Source organism: Streptomyces sp. S.PNR 29 (genome assembly GCF_030386795.1).
Lineage (GTDB): Bacteria > Actinomycetota > Actinomycetes > Streptomycetales > Streptomycetaceae > Streptomyces.
This window is the reverse complement of sequence record NZ_JANUQM010000008.1, coordinates 316,640-335,123: the sequence shown is the minus strand read 5'-3', so window position 1 is coordinate 335,123 and position 18,484 is coordinate 316,640. Positions and strand designations below refer to the sequence as shown.

Here is an 18,484-nt window from a genome sequence, read left to right as displayed (position 1 = left end):
GGTCAGCAGAGCACGCGCAGCGACCCGGGCAGCACCCTCGCCGTGACGGGCAGAGCGGCCTCGACCTCGCCGTCGGCTCCGTAGGGCACCTCGCGGTCGGCCTCGATGCGGATCTCCCTGCCGCGGAGGATCCGCACCTGGGGGCGGTCGACGTGGGTGCCCGACTTGAGGTCGTTCATCAGGGCGAAGAACAGCCGCCGTGGTGCCTCGCCGATCATCACGATGTCCAGGAGGCCGTCGTCGAGGCGGGCGTCGGGGGCTATGAGGCGGCCCGAGCCGTAGGAGCCAGAGTTGGCGGCCACCACCGTGTAGCCGCTGTGCGGGTGTTCCCGGCCGTCGACGGTGACCCGGTAGCGCGCCGGGCGCCAGGTGGTGACCGCGCGCAGACCGCCGGCGTAGTAGGAGGCGGCGCCGCGCAGCAGTTTCGCGCGGTTGGCGTGGCGGTTGGCGAGCGCGTCGACGCCTGCGTAGACGCTGCCGAGCACGACGGTGCGGTCGTGGACGGCCGATTCGAGCTGGATGGTGTCGACGGCGCGCGGCTCGTGGTGGAGCAGCACGTCGGCGAGGGCCGCGGGGTCGGTGGGCAGGCCCAGGGCGCGGGCGAAGTCGTTGCCGCGGCCGGCCGGGACCAGGCCGAGCAGGGCGCCGGTTCCGCTGAGGGCTCCGCCAATGCCGCCGGCGATTCCGTCCCCGCCGACGGCGAGCACCACCCGTCCCTGCTCCCCGGCCCGGCGTGCGAGCTCCTGGGCGTGGGCCAGGCTGCGGCTGTACTCGGTCTCCAGCGCGGCGCCGGCCTCCCGCAGCAGCCGGGCCACCGCGAGCAGCGCGGCGGCCGAGCCGGCCGCTCCCGCGGTGGGGTTGACGACGGCGGTGTACTGGCGCATCGGTTGCCTCCGGGCGGGGCTCACGGGGTGGGTGCGGGGTCAATCGAGGGGTCAATCGAGAGGCAGCAGGACGCCCGGGTTGAGCAGCCCGGCCGGGTCCAGTCGTCGTTTGACGGCGCGCAGGGCCTCGACGCCGAGGGGCCCGGCCTCCCTTACGTACCAGTCCCGGTGGTCGGTGCCCACCCCGTGGTGGTGGCTGATGGTGCCGCCGGCGGCGAGGATCGCCTCGTTGGCGGCGTGCTTGGCGCGGGTCCAGTGGGCCACGGCGTCGTCGCCCTGGGCGGAGACGACGGTGAAGTACAGGGACGCGCCGTTCTCGTAGACGTGGGAGATGTGGCACATGACCAGGGGCGGTGTGCCGGCCTCGGTGAGCGTGCCGGTGAGGGTCTCGCGGACGGAGGCGTACAGCTCGGGGAGGCAGGACCAGTAGGCCGCCGTTTCGAGGGTTTCGGCGAACGCGCCCGCGTCGAGCAGCGCGTCCCGCAGGTAGGGGGCGGAGTAGCGGCCGTCGGCCCAGCGCCGTCCCGGATCCTCGCCGACGGGGGTGCCGCCGCAGTCGCGCAGGACGGCGGTGGCGCCGTTCCGGCGGTGCGCGGTGTCGTCGGCCGTGCCCTCGAAGCCGGCGATCGCCAGGCATCCGGCGGCCTCCTGCGCGCGGGAGGAGGCGAGGGCGTCGGGCTGGGCCAGGCCGATCAGTGTCTCGGTCTCGTCGGAGAGCCGCAGCACGGTCGGACGCGGCCCGTCCTGGGCGAGCCTGCGCAGGGCGGCGGACCCCGCCTCGAAGGAGGGGAAGCGCCAGCCTTCGTAGTGGCGGGTCTGCGGGACGGGGCGGATCCGTACGGTCACGGACGTGATGATCCCGAAGGCGCCCTCCGAACCGAGGAGGAGCTGGCGCAGGTCGGGGCCGGCCGCCGAGCGCGGGGCGCGGCCGGTGTCGAGGGTGCCCTCGGGGGTGGCGAGGGTGAGGCCCAGGACCATCTCGTCGAAGCGGCCGTAGCCCGCGGACGCCTGTCCGCTGGAGCGGGTGGCGGCGAAGCCACCGAGGGTGGCCCACTCGTAGGACTGGGGGAAGTGGCCGAGGGTGAAGCCGTGTCCGGCCAGGAGTGCCTCGGCCTGCGGGGCACGCAGGCCGGGTTGCAGGGTGGCGGTGCGGGAGACCGGGTCGAGGGCGAGCAGAGCGTCCATACGACGCAGGTCCAGGGCGACGAAGACGCTCCGCCGTGGGGACAGACCACCGACCACGGACGTGCCGCCGCCGAAGGGGACGAGCGGCAGGTCGTGTGCGGCGCAGGCCCGCAGCACGGCCAGCACCTCGTCATGGCTCGCCGGGAGGACGACGGCCGCGGGGACGTCCGAGACGTCGCCGGCCCGTATCCGCAGCAGGTCGGGGGTGGACTTGCCGCGGGTGTGCCGGATCCTCGTCTCGGCGTCGGTGCGCACGTGTTCCTCGCCGACCGCCGTGAGCAGGGCCCGGTGTGCGGCGTGGTCCAGCGGCGAGTCGGGGACGGCGATGTCCTCCAGGCGCAGCGGTGCGGTGCCGCGCGGCTTGACGCCCAGCACGTCACGTAGCAGTTCGGTCACCGTGTCGGGCAGCGGCGTCGCCCTGATCGGGTCGCCCCAGCCGTTCCACAGCATGTCCATTCCTGTCGTCCTCATCGCTCGGTTCCTGGGGTGCCGTCTTCCGCCCGGCCCCGCGGGCGTTACACTGTGACACATGACGCCTATTCGTCACAACCATTCGAACGCCGATGCCGTACTGGACGCGGTGCGCGACTGCGTCCTGGCCGTCGGGGTCCGCCGCACCACGCTGACCGACGTGGCCCGCCGAGCGGGGGTCTCGCGGATGACGCTGTACCGGCGCTGGCCCGATGTGCGGTCGCTGGTCGGCGATCTGATGACCCGGGAATGGATCGACGTGGCCATGCGGGCCATGCCGGAGCGCCGGCCGGGGACGCAGGCGCGTGCTCTCGTCGTGGACGGGCTCGTGGCGGGCGTGGAGGCCTTCCGTACCCATCCGCTCTTCCGCAAGATCGTCGACGTCGACCCCGAGCTGCTGCTTCCCTATGTACTGGACCGGCGCGGGGCGAGCCAGGAGGCCCTGCTGAAGCTGCTGGCCGACGCGCTGCGGGAGGGGCACGCCGACGGGTCGGTGTGCGCGACCCACCCCGAACGGCAGGCGCGGTCCCTGTTGCTGATCGTGCAGTCCTTCACGCTGTCCCTGCGGACCATGACCGACGAGGACGACGCCGACCTCAGCAGCGCGGCCTTCCTCGGGGAGCTGCGGACCGTCCTGGAGAGGGCACTCACGCCATGAGCAGTCCCGCCTCCGGGTCGTCGCTGTCCGCCGCGCGGCGCTCGCGTGAACTGGCCGGCACGGTCGGCGGTCCCGTCGTGGACGTGCTGGTCGTCGGCCTCGGCGCGACCGGTGCCGGAGCCGCTCTGGATGCGGCTGCGCGGGGACTGGACGTCGTCGCGATCGACGCCCACGACCTGGCCTTCGGCACCTCCCGCTGGAGCTCCAAGCTCATCCATGGCGGGCTGCGCTACCTCGCCTCCGCCCAGCTCGACGTGGCCCACGAGAGCGCGGTCGAACGCGGGGTGCTGATGGAACGCACGGCTCCCCACCTCGTACGGGCCCAGCCGTTCGTCCTGCCCCTGACTCCCTTGGTCTCAGGCGGTCAGGCCGCGCTGGCGTGGGCCGGCTTCCGGGCCGGTGACACGCTGCGCCTGGCGGCGCGTACGGCCCGGGCCACCCTGCCCGCGCCGCGCAGGCTCTCCGTGGTGGAGACCCGCCATCTGGCCCCGGCCCTGCGCGCCGACGGCCTCCGTGGCGGCCTGCTGTCCTGGGACGGCGGGCTCACCGACGACGCCCGCCTGGTGACGGCACTCGCCCGCACCGCGGCCGCTCACGGGGCCCGGATCCTGACCCGCGTCCGGGCCCTGGAGATCACCGGCTCCGGCGCCCGGATACGCGACGAACTCACCGGCGAGGAGGGCGAGATCCGGGCCCGTGCGGTGATCAACGCCTCCGGTGTGTGGGCAGGTGACCTCGTGGACGGCATCCGGGTCCGGCCGTCCCGCGGCACCCATCTCGTCCTGCGCTCCGAGCACCTCGGCCCGCTGCCCGCGGGCCTGCACATCCCGGTCCCCGGGGAGACCAACCGCTTCGTCCTCGTCCTGCCGCAGGGCGACGGACGGGTCTACGTCGGACTCACCGACGAACCCGTGGACGGTGACATCCCCGACGTTCCCCGGGCGCCCGAGACGGACATCGGCTTCCTGCTCGACGTGCTCGGCTCCGTCCTCGACATTCCGGTCCACCGGGACGACGTCGTGGGGGCGTTCGCGGGCCTGCGCCCCCTCCTGGACACCACGCCGTCGGGCACCGCCGGCCGCACCGCCGACATCTCCCGTCGGCATGCGGTGCTGACCTCGCGGGACGGGGTGATCACCGTGGTCGGCGGCAAGCTCACCACATACCGGCGCATGGCCGAGGACGCCGTCGACGCCGCCGTCGCCGCCCGCCGGCTCACCGCGGGCCCCTCCCCCACCGCCACGCTCCCGCTCGTCGGCGCCGCGCCGCCCCACGCCCTCGTCTCCCTGCGGGCCCCCCGGCGCCTGATCCAGCGCTACGGCACCGAGGCGCCGGACGTCCACGCGTTCGGCACACACGACCCCCGCCTGGCCGGCCCCGTCCTGCCGGGCCACCCGGTCACCGGCGCCGAACTGCTGTGGGCCGTCCGTCACGAGGGCGCGCTCGACGAAGCCGACCTGCTCGACCGGCGCACCCGCATCGGACTGGTACCCGACGACCGGGCCGCAGCGCTGGACGCCGTGCGGGCCCTGCTGGGCGAGGCACCGGGCTGGCAGGTCTGAAACCCCTGGTCGCGGCGCCGGGCGCGTGCGGGCTGCCTCCGGGCTAGCGCTCCTGTCCCTGCTCCGCCCCCTGGATGACCTTCCGCACCCTGGCCTCGACCGCGCGTCGGGTCTTGCCGTGCTCCCTGGCGTACTCCGTCATCGCGGCCTGTACGTCCCGGTCGAGGTCGCGCCAGGCGCGCACCGCGGTCTCGTACGTGCGGGACTGCCGCTGGGTCCATTTGGCCTGGGTGGGCGGCCCGTACGAGTCACGCAGCTCCTCGACCCGGTTGTGCGCCTGGTCCGCTGCACGCCGCTTCTCCACGAGCTCTTCGAATGTGTGAGCCACACGCCAAGAGCTTAAGGAGGAGGCCGGCATTCCGCGCGTCGAGCCGCCACGTCCGGAATCCGGAGAGATCCGGGCTGTTGACATGTTCGCGGCACAGCGTAAGGCTGAGAGCGCTCTCAAGGATTAGTACGGACCAAATCCCCCACGACTCCGCGCCGCGAGCCCGCCGGCTCGGCACGGAGGCAGCCCGTACGGAGGTAGAGCGTGACCAGACGTCTCCGAGACCGGATCGCCGCCGCGGCGTCCGCTCTCGCCACCGCCCTGACCGGCGCCCTGCTCGCGGTCGGCGCGCCCGCGTCCGCCGCCGCGGTCCCCGAGACCGTCCCACTGAAGATCACCAACAACTCCGGCCGCACCGAGCCGCTGTACGTCTACAACCTCGGCACACAGTTGTCGACGGGCCGACAGGGCTGGGCCGACGCCGACGGCACCTTCCACGCCTGGCCCGCGGGCGGCAACCCGCCCGTCCCGGCGCCCGACGCCGCCCTCACGGGCCCCGCCCCGGGCCGGTCCACGACCATCCGGATCCCGAAGTTCTCCGGCCGGATCTACTTCTCGTACGGCCAGAAGCTGGTGTTCAAGCTGGCCACCGGCGGTCTCGTGCAGCCCGCGGTGCAGAATCCGAGCGACCCCAACCGGAACATCCTCTTCAACTGGTCCGAGTACACCCTCAACGACTCCGGCCTGTGGATCAACAGCACGCAGGTCGACATGTTCTCCGCGCCGTACGCGGTCGGCGTGCAGCGGGCCGACGGCAGCACGAGCAGCACCGGTCGCCTCAAGCCCGGTGGCTACAAAGGGTTCTTCACCGCCCTGCGCGGCCGGCCCGGCGGCTGGGCGGCCCTGATCCAGACCCGCCCGGACGGCACCGTGCTGCGGGCCCTCTCCCCCGGCCACGGCCTGGAGACCGGCGCCCTGCCCGCCTCGGTGATGGACGACTATGTGAACCGCGTCTGGCAGAAGTACACGACGTCGACACTGACGGTCACCCCGTTCGCCGACCAGCCGAACACCAAGTACTACGGCCGCGTCTCCGGCGGCGTCCTGAACTTCACCAACAGCGCCGGCACGGTCGTCACCAGCTTCCAGAAGCCCGACGCGGACAGCGTCTTCGGCTGTCACAAGCGCCTGGACGCCCCCAACGACCAGGTACGCGGCCCGATCTCCCGCACCCTGTGCGCCGGCTTCAACCGGTCCACCCTCCTCGTCAACCCCAACCAGCCCGACACCGGCTCCGCCGACTTCTACCGGGACTCCGTGACCAACCACTACGCCCGGGAGATCCACGCCCGGACGGCCGACGGCAAGGCCTACGCCTTCGCCTTCGACGACGTGGGGCATCACGAGTCGCTTCTGCACGACGCACGTCCCCGTCAGGCCTACCTGACGCTCGACCCGTTCGACTGAGCAGCGGGCCCGCGGCGGGGCGGCGACAATCCGTTGGAACCTGTCGGTAATGCCTCTGGGCGGCGCACAGGCACGGACCTAGCGTGTGAGCTGCCACGCCGCGCGGCCAACGTACCGTCACGCTCAGGAAGAAGCTCCCCATGCCCTACGTGCTGCCCATCGGCATCGGCGTCCTCTACGCACTGCTGATGTCCCTCATCCGCGAACCCCACCGGCGCCGCTTCAACGCGGTCATGGTCGCCGGGGCGGGCGCCGCCTATCTCGGCAGCGGCGGGATGGGCGGCTGGGAGTTCCCCTTCACCGCGCTCGTCACGTACGTCGCCTACCGCGGCCTGGAGTCGTGGACGTTCATCGGCATCGGCTGGCTGCTGCACACCGCCTGGGACGTCGTCCACCATCTGAAGGGCAACCCGATCATCCCGTTCGCGCACGACTCGTCACTGGGCTGCGCCCTCTGCGACCCGGTCATCGCCGTGTGGTGCCTGGCGGGCGGGCCGTCACTGCTGCGCCTGCGCGGCGGCAAGCGTCCCGGGGCCGCCCGCGAGCACGCCTGACCCCCGAAGACGCACCGGGCAGCCGACCGCCACAGAACCCGGCTGCCCGGTGCGTCCGGTCGCCGAGATCTTCTGCGGGGACGTCAGAGTGGGGGCGCACTGTCAGGAGTGCTTCGGAACTTTCGACGTGGGCATGGGGATCAGACCGAGCTGCTGCGCGCGGAGCACCGTGCTCATACGGTCCCGGGTGCCGAGCTTGCGGTACAGGTTCTCCACGTGCTTGTGCACCGTGCGCACCGAGATGCCCAGGCGGCGGCCGATGGCGTCTGCGGTGAGGGCCCTGCCGAGCAGGAGCAGCACCGTCACTTCCCGGGGCGTCAGGCCGCAGTCCGCCGCCCGCTCGTCCGGGCTGCCGGCATCCTCCGGTGTCGTCGCCGTGGCCCGCCAGCGCGCGAGCAGCTGCCGCTGCTCCTCGACGGCGGCCAGCAGCGGCTGGATCCGCCGGGCGGCGAGCACGTGGTCGTCGGTGAAGTCCCTGCCGGAGCGGAAGACGAGACAGCCCAGGACCGGGTCGGTGGTCTGCGGCAGGGGGATGCCCAGCACATGGTCGGCGCCCATGGTGCGGCGGAGCAGCCGGGCCGTCGGGCTGGAGGACCAGTGCGGACCCGCTGCCTGGCGTGCCGTCAGCGGGTGCCGGTCGGGCGTGGTGCCGTAGTGGCCCGCGAAGGGATACCCCTCCCTCAGCGCCGCCGCGGCCTCCTCGACGAGGCCGGTGGCCGACCCGGCCGTGGGCGGAAGCGCGACCGTACCGCCGTGGTCGCTCCACTCGTCGAGCTTGTAGACCAGCGTCTCGCCGCCGCACAGGGCCGGCAGCGCCGCTGCGATCAGCGGCCACAGGCGGTCGGGATCGCGCTCGTGCAGGGCCGCGAGTGCCACCGCGAGCATGCGTTCGTAAGGCTCCCCGCTCACGCCTGTCGTCCGCCCTCTCGTGTCGTCCTGGTGCGTGCGTACGCACTTCTACGCATAGCACTCCCGCACCGTCCGCCCGCACCCTGGTGCCGGTTCTGCACCGACGGGGCTCGGCGCACTCGGTCCGCGGCCCGGAAGAGGGAACGACATGCCTGCATCGCATACCCGACCTGTCACTGCGGCGATTCGGGCCGGTCACACGGCCCGCGTCCGGCGGGAACGGTCCCGCAACGGCCGGATCTGGAGTCAGCGACGAGCCGTGCGTACGGCAACGGCTGCGCCCCCGAGCCCGGCCGGCATCGTGCCCTGAGACCTCCGTCCTGATTCCCCCCGTCCGCCCAGGTGCGCGGCGGGGGTGTTCTGGCGCATTCTTGCTGTGTCCCCCGCGACGGCGCACGGACGAGGTGGGGCCGATGACAGCAGGCGCCGAGGACGCACACCGGACCGCCGGGCGGCTGGCGACGCTGCTGGCCGACGCCTCGACGGAGGCGATCAGCGCGGCCGCCGGCCACGCGGGAGGGGTCTACCTGCGCTCCAGCACGCCCGGACTGCTCCGGCTGGCCGTGCTCGCGGGGTTGCCCGGGCCGCTGTTCCGCCCCTGGTGGCGGCTGCACTCCGAGCGGCCGTTCCCCGTCGCCGACGCCTTTCGGCTGGGTGTCCAGGTGGTCCTGCCGAACGCCACGGAGACGATGCGCCGCTACCCCCAGTTCGCGGCCGGGCTGCCGTTCCCCTTCGGATCCCTGCACGTGCCCGTGGTCGGGCCGGCGGGGCCCCTCGGTGTCCTGACCGTGCTGCGCCCCTCGGCCTCGGACGCCACCGAGATGCTGGAGGGTGCCGACCGGCTGGCGGGGCTGGCCGAGGCTCTCGGCGCGGAGCTGGGCAGCCTGGACGGCACAGGCGCCTCGTCCGTGGTGTGGGACGGCGAGCCCGTCTGTGTCCGGCCGCCGGCGGCCCGGCGCCCCGTGCAGCGCGCCGGGAGTTTCGCCTGGGACCCGGTGACCGGTGTCGTGACCGTCGACGATCCCCTGCGCGCGCTGCTCGGCGGGCCGGCGGGCGAGGCCCCGGACACGGTGCAGGCGCTCACGGACGCCGTCGCGCCCGCCGACGGGCATGTGCTCGGGTCCGCGCTGCGTCAGGCGGCCGCCGGCCGGCCTCCGCCGCTGCCCCTGCACGTACGCACCCCCGACGGTGCGCCGCGGCTGGTGGAGCTGTGGAATCCGCACGCCGCGCCCACCGCGTTCGGGCCGCTGTCCGGCCCCCGTGCCGTGCGGGGGGTCGTCCTCGACCCCGGCCCGGGCTCGGTGGCCGACGCCGCCGCCGATCTGCTGCCGGACGGCGTGTTCTGCCTGGACCGGCTGGGAGTGATCGTCTACGCGAACCCGCGCGCCGCCCATCTGCTGGGCCGGCCACGGCCGAGGCTCCTCGGCCGGCCTCTGTGGGAGGCCGTGCCGTGGCTCAGCCAGCCGGCGTTCGAGGACCACCTGCGGAGCGCGCTCCTGTCGCCGGAGCCGGTGCACTTCCACGTCAGACGGCCTCCCAGCGGCACACCCGCGACGGCCCCGCAACCGTACGAGGGCGACTGGCTGGCCCTGTCCGCCCATCCCGGGCCGGACATCCTGACCTGCACGGTCCGTCCGGCCAACCGGGTGTCCGACCCGCCCGCCGACCCCGCGCAGGGGGAGGCCGAGGCGTCCGCGACGACGCCGACCGCGCCCGTCGTCGCCTCCACGGCCCCGCAGTACCGTCCCATCGTCCTCGCCGTCGCCCTGACGGAGGCGGTGACCGCGCGCCAGGTGTCGGCCGTGGTGATGAAGGAGGTGTTGCCGGCGTTCGGCGGCCGCCGGCTCGCCATCTACCTGCTGCAGGAACGTCATCTGTACCTGGCGTGGGAGTCGGGCTTCCCCTCGGGCTTCCTCGCGCCGTTCGAGGGGGTGGGGCTGGACGCCCGGCTCCCCGGTGTCGAGACCCTCACCAGCGGCCGGCCGCTCTTCTTCGACTCGATGCAGGCGCTGGCCGCCGCCTACCCGGGCATTCCGCTGGACGCGACGGAGGGAGCCCGCGCCTTCCTGCCGCTGATCGCCTCCGGGCGCCCGGTCGGTTCCTGCATCCTGGGCTTCGACCGTCCGCGCAGCTTCAGCACCGAGGAGCGCACGGTGCTCACCGCCCTCGCCGGGCTGATCGCGCACGCCATGGAGAAGGCACAGCGCTACGAGACCGAGGCCGCGCTGGCCCGTGGCCTGCAGCAGGCCCTGCTCCCCCGGCGCCTGTCGGCGCACCCGCTGATCGAGACCGCCGGGCGCTATCTGCCCGGCACCCAGGGCATGGAGGTGGGCGGTGACTGGTACGACGTGGTCACGACGGGGAACTGCCTGGCCCTGGTGATCGGGGACGTCCAGGGGCACGGTGTGCAGGCGGCGGCCACGATGGGACAACTGCGCAGTGCGGTGCGGGCCTTCGCGCTCGGCGACCGTCCGCCGGACGAGGTGATGAGCGGCTCCAACCGCCTCCTCATCGATCTCGACTCCGGTCAGTTCGCGAGCTGCTGCTACATCCGGCTCGATCCGGCCAGCGGACGGGCCCGTGCCGCCCGGGCCGGGCATCCGCCGCCGCTGCTGCGCCACCCGGACGGCCGGACCCATGTGCTGGACGTTCCGGGCGGGGTCGTGCTCGGCGTGGACCCGGACGCCCAGTACCCGGTGACGGAGCTTCAGCTGGAGTCCGGCTCCGTCCTGGCGCTGTACACGGACGGGCTGGTCGAGCGGTCCGGCGTCGACATCGACGACGGCATCAGCGCCCTGCGGGTGGCCCTGGCGAGGTTCGGTGCTCCCACCGCGCGTGCGGGCCGCCGGTCCCTGGCGGGCGTGGCCGACCGGCTCACCGCGACGGCCCGGCACACCACCGACCGCCCCGACGACATCGCACTCCTGCTCGCCACCCGCCGCACGGGATTCCGCGGCCCTCGGTGAGACCGGTCGTGCGGCAGGGCACGGCGATCACTCAGGGGGCTGCCTCTCGCCTCCGGAGGCGTGGCAGTGTAGACATAAGCACATGGTCCGACAGGTGGGTCGATCGGGAGTTCGGCGGCGTCCCGGCGGTCCTCTCGCTCAGCAGGAGCGAGTCGCGGACCGGACGCAGCGGGAACAGGGCACAGGAGTACGGTCCGCGCTGGGCGGGCGCAGCGTCGCCGGACAGGTGTTCCTGCTGCAGGTCGTGATCGTGCTGTTGCTGGTCGTGGCGGCTGTGATCGCGCTGGTGCTGCAGGTGCGGCACGACAGCACCCGGGAGGCGCGCAACCGCTCGGTCGCCGTCGCCGAGGCGTTCGCCAACTCCCCGGGCACCCGTGAGGCGCTGCGCGGCCCCGACCCGTCGGCGGTGCTGCAACCGCGGGCGGAGGCGGCCCGCAAGGCGACGAAGGTGGACTTCATCGTCGTGATGAACACCGACGGGATCCGCTACACACACCCCAAACCGGACCGCATCGGCAAGAAGTTCGTGGGGGACATCGCGCCCGCGCTGGCCGGGCGCGTCGTGACCGAGCAGATCACCGGGACCATCGGCCCGCTGGTGCAGGCGGTGGTTCCCGTCAAGGCGGACGACGGCTCCGTGGTGGGCCTGGTGTCCGCGGGGATCACCACGAAGAACGTGGGCGGTGCCGCGAACCAGCAGATGCCGGTGGTCCTGGGCGCCGCGGCCGCGGGGCTGGCCCTCGCCACGGCGGGCACCGCACTCGTCAGCAGGCGGCTGCTGCGCCAGACGCACGGTCTCGGCCCGCACGAGATGACCCGCATGTACGAGCACCACGACGCCGTGCTGCACGCCGTGCGGGAGGGCGTGCTCATCGTCGGTGGCGACGGCACCCTGCTGCTCGCCAACGACGAGGCGCACCGGCTGCTGGATCTGCCCGGGGACGCCGAGGGACGGCACGTGCTCGATCTCCGGCTCCCCGCGGACACGGCCGACCTGCTGGCCTCCGGACGGCTCGCCACGGACGAGGTCCACCTGGTCAAGGACCGGCTGCTCGCGATCAACCAGCGGACCACGGACACCCAGGGCGGCCCGCCCGGCACCGTCGCCACGCTGCGTGACTCCACCGAGCTGCGCGCCCTGTCCGGCCGCGCCGAGGCGGCCCGGGAACGCCTCAACATGCTGTACGAGGCCGGCGTGCACATCGGGACGAGCCTGGACGTCAACCGCACCGCCGAGGAGCTGGCGGAGCTGGCCGTGCCCCGGTTCGCGGACTTCGCCACCGTCGACCTGTTCGACGCGGTGCTCAGCGGCGGTCAGCCGGAAGGCGTGACCCCGTTGCGCCGCGTCGCGCTCAGCGGCATCCGCAAGGACGTCCCCCTCTACCCGGTGGGCCGGCAGATCAGGTTCGTCCCGTCCTCTCCGCAGGGGAACAGCCTGAGCACCGGCCAGGCCGTCCTGGAGCCGTTCCTCGCCCAGGCCCCGGGCTGGCAGGCGCAGGACCTCGAACGTTCGGCGCAGGTGGTGGAGTACGGCATCCACTCGCTGATCACCGTGCCGCTGCGGGCGGGAAGCCTGGTGCTCGGCGTGGTCAGCTTCTGGCGCTGCGAGAAGGCCGAGCCCTTCGACCAGGAGGAACTGGCGCTCGCCGAGGAGCTGGTCGCGCGTGCCGCGGTCTCCATCGACAACGCGCGCCGGTACACGCGCGAGCACAGCATGGCGGTGACCCTGCAGCGCAGCCTGCTGCCCCGCCGCCTGCCCGAGCAGGACGCCCTGGACATCGCCTACCGGTATCTGCCGGCGCAGGCAGGAGTGGGCGGTGACTGGTTCGACGTCCTGCCGCTGTCCGGTGCCCGCGTGGCGCTCGTGGTGGGCGACGTCGTGGGCCACGGGCTGCACGCGGCGGCCACCATGGGGCGGCTGCGTACGGCGGTCCACAACTTCTCCGCCCTCGACCTGCCGCCCGACGAGCTGCTGTCGCTGCTCGACGAGCTGGTCAGCCGCATCGACCAGGACGAGGCGGCCGAGGGCGGCAGCGCCCCGGTCACCGGCGCGACCTGCCTGTACGCCATCTACGACCCGGTTTCCCGAACGTGCGTGATCGCCCGGGCCGGTCATCCGCCGCCCGCTGTGATCCGGCCCGACGGCAGCGTGGAGTTCCCCGACGTGCCGGTCGGTCCCCCGCTGGGACTGGGCGGTCTGCCCTTCGAGACGGCCGAGCTGGAGCTGGCGGAGGGCAGCCGGCTCGTGCTGTACACCGACGGGCTCGTCGAGGAGCGGGAGCGGGACATCGACGTCGGCTTCGAGTCGCTGCGCACCGCTCTGGCGGGAGCGGGCACGTCTTCCGAGGACACCTGCCGGGCCGTGCTGGACGCCAGGCTCCCGGCGAAGCCCAGCGACGACATCGCCCTGATCGTCGCGCGCACCCGTGCGCTCGGTCCCGACCGGGTCGCCGAGTGGCAGGTGCCCTCCGATCCCGCGGCCGTCGGCGAGGTCCGCGCCCAGGTCACCCGGCGGCTCGCCGAGTGGGGGCTGGACGAGCTGACGTTCACCACCGAGCTGATCCTGAGCGAGCTGGTCACCAACGCGATCCGGTACGGCGGCGAGCCGATCCACGTCCGCGTGCTGTGTGACCGCAGCCTGATCTGCGAGGTGTTCGACAGCAGCAGCACCTCGCCCCACCTGCGCTACGCGGCCATGACGGACGAGGGCGGCCGTGGCCTGTTCCTCGTCGCCCAGCTCGCCGAACGCTGGGGCACCCGCTACACGCCCGCGGGCAAGGTCATCTGGGCGGAACAGCCGTTGCCCTGAGGGCACCGTCGGGGCCGGACACGGCAGGACGAGGAACCAGCCGTGCGGCGTGCACGTTCCCCCTTCAGGCACCAGTCACCGGGCTGATCGGGCGGTTGCCGGGTAGACGGACCGAGCAAGGCTTGTCGTTACGGAGGAGTGTCATGGCGGGAGTGCTGGACCGGCTCAAGCAGTTCGCGAGGAGTCCGCAGGGACGCAGGGCGATGGAGCAGGCGCGCCGTGCCGCCGCGGACCCCCGGCGTCGCGCGCAGGCGCAGCAGCTGCTGAGGAAGTTCCGCAAGGGCCACTGAGAGACACCGGCGCGTCGGCCGGAGAGGTCGCCTCAGCCGTGGCTCGCGTGCATATGGCTGTGGGACACCTCCGGCGGGCAGCGCCGGCTGCCGTCGGCGCGGTCGCGGCGCCAGTCGAGGACCGCCACCGCCAGAGCGCACAGCATGGCGGCGACCCCGGTGCCGACCGACACGGCCACGGCGCTGCGGTAGTCGTCGTGAGTCGCGTTGAGCACCAGGTAGAACAGCCCCGGCAGTGCGGCGGTGCCCACGGCGCCGCCCAGCCGCTGCCCCGTCTGCAGGGCGCCTCCGGCGGCGCCCGCCATGCGGACGGGGACGTCCCGCAGGGTCATGGTGACGTTCGGGGAGATGACGCAGCCGCTGCCGATCCCTCCGGCGAACAGCAGGGGCGCCGCGATCCAGGCGGCCCACTGCGCGGGGGCCAGCCACAGGACCAGCGCGGTGCCGCCCAGTCCGGCCATGACGCCGACCAGGCCCCAGACGGTCAGCAGCCGTCCCAGCCGCCCGACCAGCCGGCCGGCCACGGCGGCCGCGGCGGCGGAGCCGACAGCGAACGGCGTCACCGCCAGGCCGGACTGCAGAGGTGAGTAGTCCAGCCCGTTCTGGAAGAACAGCGCGAAGACCAGCCACACACCGCTGAACCCGACGAAGTACAGGGCGGCGAGGCCCGCCCCGGTGGCATAACCGCGGGTTTCCGTGACCAGCCGCGGATCGAGCAGCGGGGCCCGGCCGAGGGCGGCGACCCGGCGTTCCCAGAGGACGAAGCCCGCGAGGATCACTGCTCCCGACGGGAACAGCCACCACAGGCGGTGCATCGCACCGGCTTCGGCGAGCACCAGCGGCAGCATCAGGGCGAGGATCCCGGCGCCCAGCAGTACGACCCCGAGGGGGTCGAGGCGTCCCCGGCGGCCGGGAGCCACCCGGGGCAGGAGGCGGCTGCCGAGCAGCAGGGCGATCGCGCCGACCGGCACATTGACGTAGAAGATCCAGCGCCAGCCCTGAGGGCCGTCGGCCAGGGCCAGGATGAGGCCGCCGGTGATGGGGCCCACGGCGCTGGAGATGCCGACGGTGGAGCCGAAGAGCCCGAAGGCCCGCCCGCGCTCGGCGCCCCGGAACATCTGCTGGATCAGGGCCGAGTTCTGCGGGGCGAGGCTGCCTGCGGCGATGCCCTGGGCGAGCCGGGCCACGATCAGCAGCGTGATCGAGGGGGCAGCGCCCGCCGCGGCACTGCACACGACGAAGGCGGCGAGCGCGACGAGGAAGACGCGGCGCCTGCCGAACGCGTCGCCGAGGCGTCCGGCCGTCACCAGGGTGAGGGCGAAGGTCAGGGCGTACCCGGACACGACCCACTGCACGGACGCCGCCGAGGCCTGCAGATCCCGCTGTATGGACGGCAGGGCGACCGCGACGATCGTCACGTCGAGCAGGCTCATGAAGCCGGCGACCAGCGTGACCCTGAGGGCCCGCCACCGGTTCGGATCCGGTCGGTCCACCGCCTGCGCGTCGCCGTGACCGCTTTCGTCCGCCCACGTACCGCGGTTCACGAGGGTTCCCTCCACGAGTTCGGTCCGAGTGACGGCGGATGCCGGGCCGCACGTCGTCACTCAGGCCTGCGTCACCCTTGACCGACGGTCCAAACTCGCACACCGCGGGACTGCCGGGAGAGCACGCGCCCGGCCCGGCCGATCGTCCACCCGAGCGGACGAGGTGGTCCGGTACGTCCACGCCCCTGTGCCATAAACCGCGCTTATGAGCTCATAGATCGGACCCGCGTACCAGGTAAGGGTTGCCTTAGTTTAGGCTTCCCGGCGAGACGCCTGTCATCGCTCGAAGGGAACCTGATCATGCCCCGCCCTCTGCGGGTAGCCATCGTCGGATCCGGCCCGGCCGGGATCTATGCCGCCGACGCTCTGCTCAAGTCCGACGTGGCCGCCGAGCCCGGCGTGTCCATCGACGTCTTCGAGCGCATGCCGGCGCCGTTCGGACTGATCCGTTACGGGGTCGCCCCCGACCACCCCCGCATCAAGGGCATCATCACGGCCCTCCACCAGGTGCTCGACAAACCCCAGATACGCCTCTTCGGCAACGTCGACTACCCGACCGACATCAGCCTCGACGACCTCCGCGCGTTCTACGACGCCGTGATCTTCGCGACGGGCGCGATGGCCGACCGGGCGCTGCCCGTTCCGGGCATCGACCTCGACGGGTCGTACGGCGCCGCGGACTTCGTCTCCTGGTACGACGGCCACCCTGACGTGCCGCGCACCTGGCCGCTGGAGGCCGAGAAGGTCGCCGTCCTCGGCGTCGGCAACGTGGCGCTCGACGTGGCGCGCGTCCTGGCCAAGACCGCCGACGAGCTGCTGCCCACGGAGATCCCGCCGAACGTGTACGACGGTCTGAAGGCCAACCGGGCGAAGGAGATACACGTCTTCGGCCGCCGTGGCCCGGCCCAGGCGAAGTTCAGCCCGATGGAGCTCAGGGAGCTGGACCACTCCCCCAACATCGAGGTCATCGTCGACCCCGAGGACATCGACTACGACGAGGGCTCGATCGCGACCCGGCGCGGCAACAAGCAGGCCGACATGGTCGCCAAGACCCTGGAGAACTGGGCCATCCGCGACGTCGGCGACCGGCCGCACAAGCTGTTCCTGCACTTCTTCGAATCGCCGACGGAGATCCTCGGCGAGGACGGCAGGGTCGTCGGCCTGCGCACCGAGCGCACCGAGCTCGACGGCACCGGCAACGTCAAGGGCACCGGGAAGTTCACCGACTGGGACGTCACCGCCGTCTACCGCGCCGTGGGCTATCTGTCCGACAAACTCCCCAAGCTGCCCTGGGACATCGACTCCGGTACGGTCCCCGACGCGGGCGGGCGGGTCATCCAGGAGACCGGCGAGCACCTGCAGTCCACGTACGTCACCGGATGGATCCGGCGTGGCCCGGTGGGTCTCATCGGCCACACCAAGGGCGACGCCAACGAGACGGTGGCCAACCTCCTGGACGACTACGCGAACGGCCGCCTCCACACGCCCGCGTCGCCGGGCCCGGAGGCCGTGGACGCGTTCCTAGCCGAGCGGAACGTCCGCTTCACCACGTGGGACGGCTGGTACCGACTCGACTCCGCGGAGAAGGCGCTGGGCGAGCCGCAGGGGCGCGAGCGCGTGAAGATCGTCGAGCGTGAGGAGATGCTCAGGGCGAGCGGCGCGTGAACGGCTGAACGGCGGAGCCGGACCGGCTCCGCCTGTCGCCGCCCCTTCCCGGGCGGCACGCCATGCCCGGCTGTGGGTTCTAGGCGGCGGACCTGGGTCCGTGACGCAGCAGCCGGCCGGCGAGCAGCACGGCGCAGGCGCAGGCGGTCAGCAGCCCGCCGGTCAGGAAGGTGCCCCGCACGTCGGCGAGCGGCAGGACGAGCCCCCCGAGCGCGGCGCCCGCCGCGATACCGGCCTTGCAGGGACCGGAGTTCGCCGCGAGTGCGATGTCCGTGCGGCCCGGCGCGCAGTGCAGCATCGCGTTCTGGGTGGTCATGAACACCGGTCCGAGCGCACCGCCCATCAGCAGGAGGAACACCCCGCCGCCACCGGGTCGGGGCCGGCCGCGTACAGGCCGAGCATGCCCACCGCCTGCGTGGCCACGGCAGTGCTCAGCGCGGAATCCGGGAAGCGGTCCAGCAATGCCCCGGTGACGCTCACCCCGGCCAGACAGGCAGCACCGAAAGCCACGAACAGGGCGCTGACCGTGCTCGGGGAGAACCCGCTCACCTCTCCCAGGAACGTCACGATGTACGTGTGTCCCGTGAACGCCCCTGCGGCGGACAGCGTCCCGGTCGTCAGCACGGTCCCGAACCGGCGGGCGTCGGGACGGGATGCGTAGGCGGCGCGCTCTTCCTCCGGGCGCGTGGTCGGCAGCAGAGCGGCGATCGTCACCAGAGAGACGAGCCCCAGAGCCGCCGGCACGGCGACCGGCACCGGCCAGCCGCTCTGCCGGCCCAGCCAGGTCCCGGCGGGAACGCCGAGCACGAGGGCGAGCGAACCGGCGACGGACAGCGCCCCGACCACGCGCCCGCGGACCTCGGGCGCGAACAGGCCTGCCGCGACCGGCCCCATCACGGCCCAGAACAGCGCCTGGGCCAGCGCGGTCAGCAGCCGCGCGGCGAGCAGCAGCCCGTAGGAGGTGGCCAGTGCCGCCACCGGACTCGACACGACCAGCGCGGCCAGCAGTCCCGTGAGCACATGGCGTCGGGGCACCGCACGCAGGACGTGGGCGAGCGGCACAGAGGCGACGGCCACCGTCACGCCATAGCCGGTGACCAGGAGACCGACCGCCGACAACGACACCCGCAGGTTTTCGGAGTTGAGCTCCAGCAGGCCGATCGGCGGGTTCTCCGCGGGGTTGAAGGTGAAGGCGGCCAGCATCAGAGCCGCGAGGACTGCCGACCTGTGTCATCGAGCCGGTTGCGGCGTG

Annotated in this window: 13 protein-coding genes and 1 pseudogene; 8 read left to right on the top strand and 6 right to left on the bottom strand. The window is 73.1% G+C overall.

Annotation, left to right across the window (positions count from 1 at the left end; genetic code table 11):
• Positions 1-2: 2 nt before the first annotated feature.
• Both NW895_RS23050 and NW895_RS23045 read right to left on the bottom strand, forming a co-directional pair.
• Complete coding sequence (locus NW895_RS23050; protein ID WP_289937704.1) at positions 3-884, bottom strand: YegS/Rv2252/BmrU family lipid kinase; 882 nt, start codon at positions 882-884, stop codon at positions 3-5.
• 51 nt (positions 885-935) lie between these two features.
• Positions 936-2,525 carry an FAD-binding oxidoreductase gene (locus NW895_RS23045; RefSeq protein ID WP_289937822.1) on the bottom strand — a complete coding sequence of 530 codons (1,590 nt, stop codon included), beginning with the start codon at positions 2,523-2,525 and terminating at the stop codon, positions 936-938.
• 73 nt (positions 2,526-2,598) lie between these two features.
• Between NW895_RS23045 and NW895_RS23040 the strand changes: the two genes are divergently transcribed.
• Positions 2,599-3,198, top strand: a complete 600-nt coding sequence (locus NW895_RS23040) for a TetR/AcrR family transcriptional regulator (RefSeq protein ID WP_289937703.1) — start codon at positions 2,599-2,601, stop codon at positions 3,196-3,198.
• Positions 3,195-4,760: a glycerol-3-phosphate dehydrogenase/oxidase gene (locus tag NW895_RS23035; RefSeq protein ID WP_289937701.1), complete on the top strand. Its 1,566-nt coding sequence runs from the start codon at positions 3,195-3,197 to the stop codon at positions 4,758-4,760. The genes NW895_RS23040 and NW895_RS23035 overlap by 4 nt, the downstream gene beginning before the upstream one ends.
• A 43-nt stretch (positions 4,761-4,803) precedes the next feature.
• On the opposite strand, the gene NW895_RS23030 is transcribed toward NW895_RS23035, so the two are convergent.
• Complete coding sequence (locus tag NW895_RS23030; RefSeq protein ID WP_289937697.1) at positions 4,804-5,088, bottom strand: hypothetical protein; 285 nt, start codon at positions 5,086-5,088, stop codon at positions 4,804-4,806.
• Between the two features lie 204 nt (positions 5,089-5,292).
• On the opposite strand from NW895_RS23030, the gene NW895_RS23025 reads away from it, so the two are divergent.
• Both NW895_RS23025 and NW895_RS23020 read left to right on the top strand, forming a co-directional pair.
• Complete coding sequence (locus tag NW895_RS23025) at positions 5,293-6,495, top strand: glycoside hydrolase family 64 protein (RefSeq protein ID WP_289937696.1); 1,203 nt, start codon at positions 5,293-5,295, stop codon at positions 6,493-6,495.
• A gap of 140 nt (positions 6,496-6,635) precedes the next feature.
• A complete protein-coding gene (locus tag NW895_RS23020) occupies positions 6,636-7,049 on the top strand; it encodes a DUF6010 family protein (protein ID WP_289937694.1) in 414 nt (137 codons plus the stop codon).
• A 102-nt stretch (positions 7,050-7,151) separates the two neighbouring features.
• On the opposite strand, the gene NW895_RS23015 is transcribed toward NW895_RS23020, so the two are convergent.
• On the bottom strand, positions 7,152-7,934 hold the full coding sequence (locus tag NW895_RS23015; protein ID WP_289937820.1) for a LuxR C-terminal-related transcriptional regulator: 783 nt from the start codon (positions 7,932-7,934) through the stop codon (positions 7,152-7,154).
• Positions 7,935-8,371: 437 nt separating this feature from the next.
• Between NW895_RS23015 and NW895_RS23010 the strand changes: the two genes are divergently transcribed.
• From NW895_RS23010 to NW895_RS23000, 3 genes are all read left to right on the top strand, one after another.
• Positions 8,372-10,924, top strand: a complete 2,553-nt coding sequence (locus NW895_RS23010) for a SpoIIE family protein phosphatase (protein WP_289937693.1) — start codon at positions 8,372-8,374, stop codon at positions 10,922-10,924.
• Between the two features lie 82 nt (positions 10,925-11,006).
• Complete coding sequence (locus NW895_RS23005; RefSeq protein WP_289937692.1) at positions 11,007-13,733, top strand: SpoIIE family protein phosphatase; 2,727 nt, start codon at positions 11,007-11,009, stop codon at positions 13,731-13,733.
• Positions 13,734-13,876: 143 nt separating this feature from the next.
• Positions 13,877-14,023, top strand: coding sequence for a hypothetical protein (locus NW895_RS23000; RefSeq protein WP_289937691.1), 147 nt, complete (start codon positions 13,877-13,879; stop codon positions 14,021-14,023).
• Positions 14,024-14,055: 32 nt separating this feature from the next.
• Here NW895_RS23000 and NW895_RS22995 read toward each other — a convergent pair whose 3' ends face one another.
• A complete protein-coding gene (locus tag NW895_RS22995; protein WP_289937818.1) occupies positions 14,056-15,516 on the bottom strand; it encodes an MFS transporter in 1,461 nt (486 codons plus the stop codon).
• Positions 15,517-15,867: 351 nt separating this feature from the next.
• Between NW895_RS22995 and NW895_RS22990 the strand changes: the two genes are divergently transcribed.
• Positions 15,868-17,232, top strand: coding sequence for an FAD-dependent oxidoreductase (locus NW895_RS22990; RefSeq protein ID WP_289937690.1), 1,365 nt, complete (start codon positions 15,868-15,870; stop codon positions 17,230-17,232).
• Between the two features lie 79 nt (positions 17,233-17,311).
• Here NW895_RS22990 and NW895_RS22985 read toward each other — a convergent pair.
• Positions 17,312-18,435: pseudogene (locus NW895_RS22985) on the bottom strand (MFS transporter).
• Positions 18,436-18,484 lie beyond the last annotated feature (49 nt).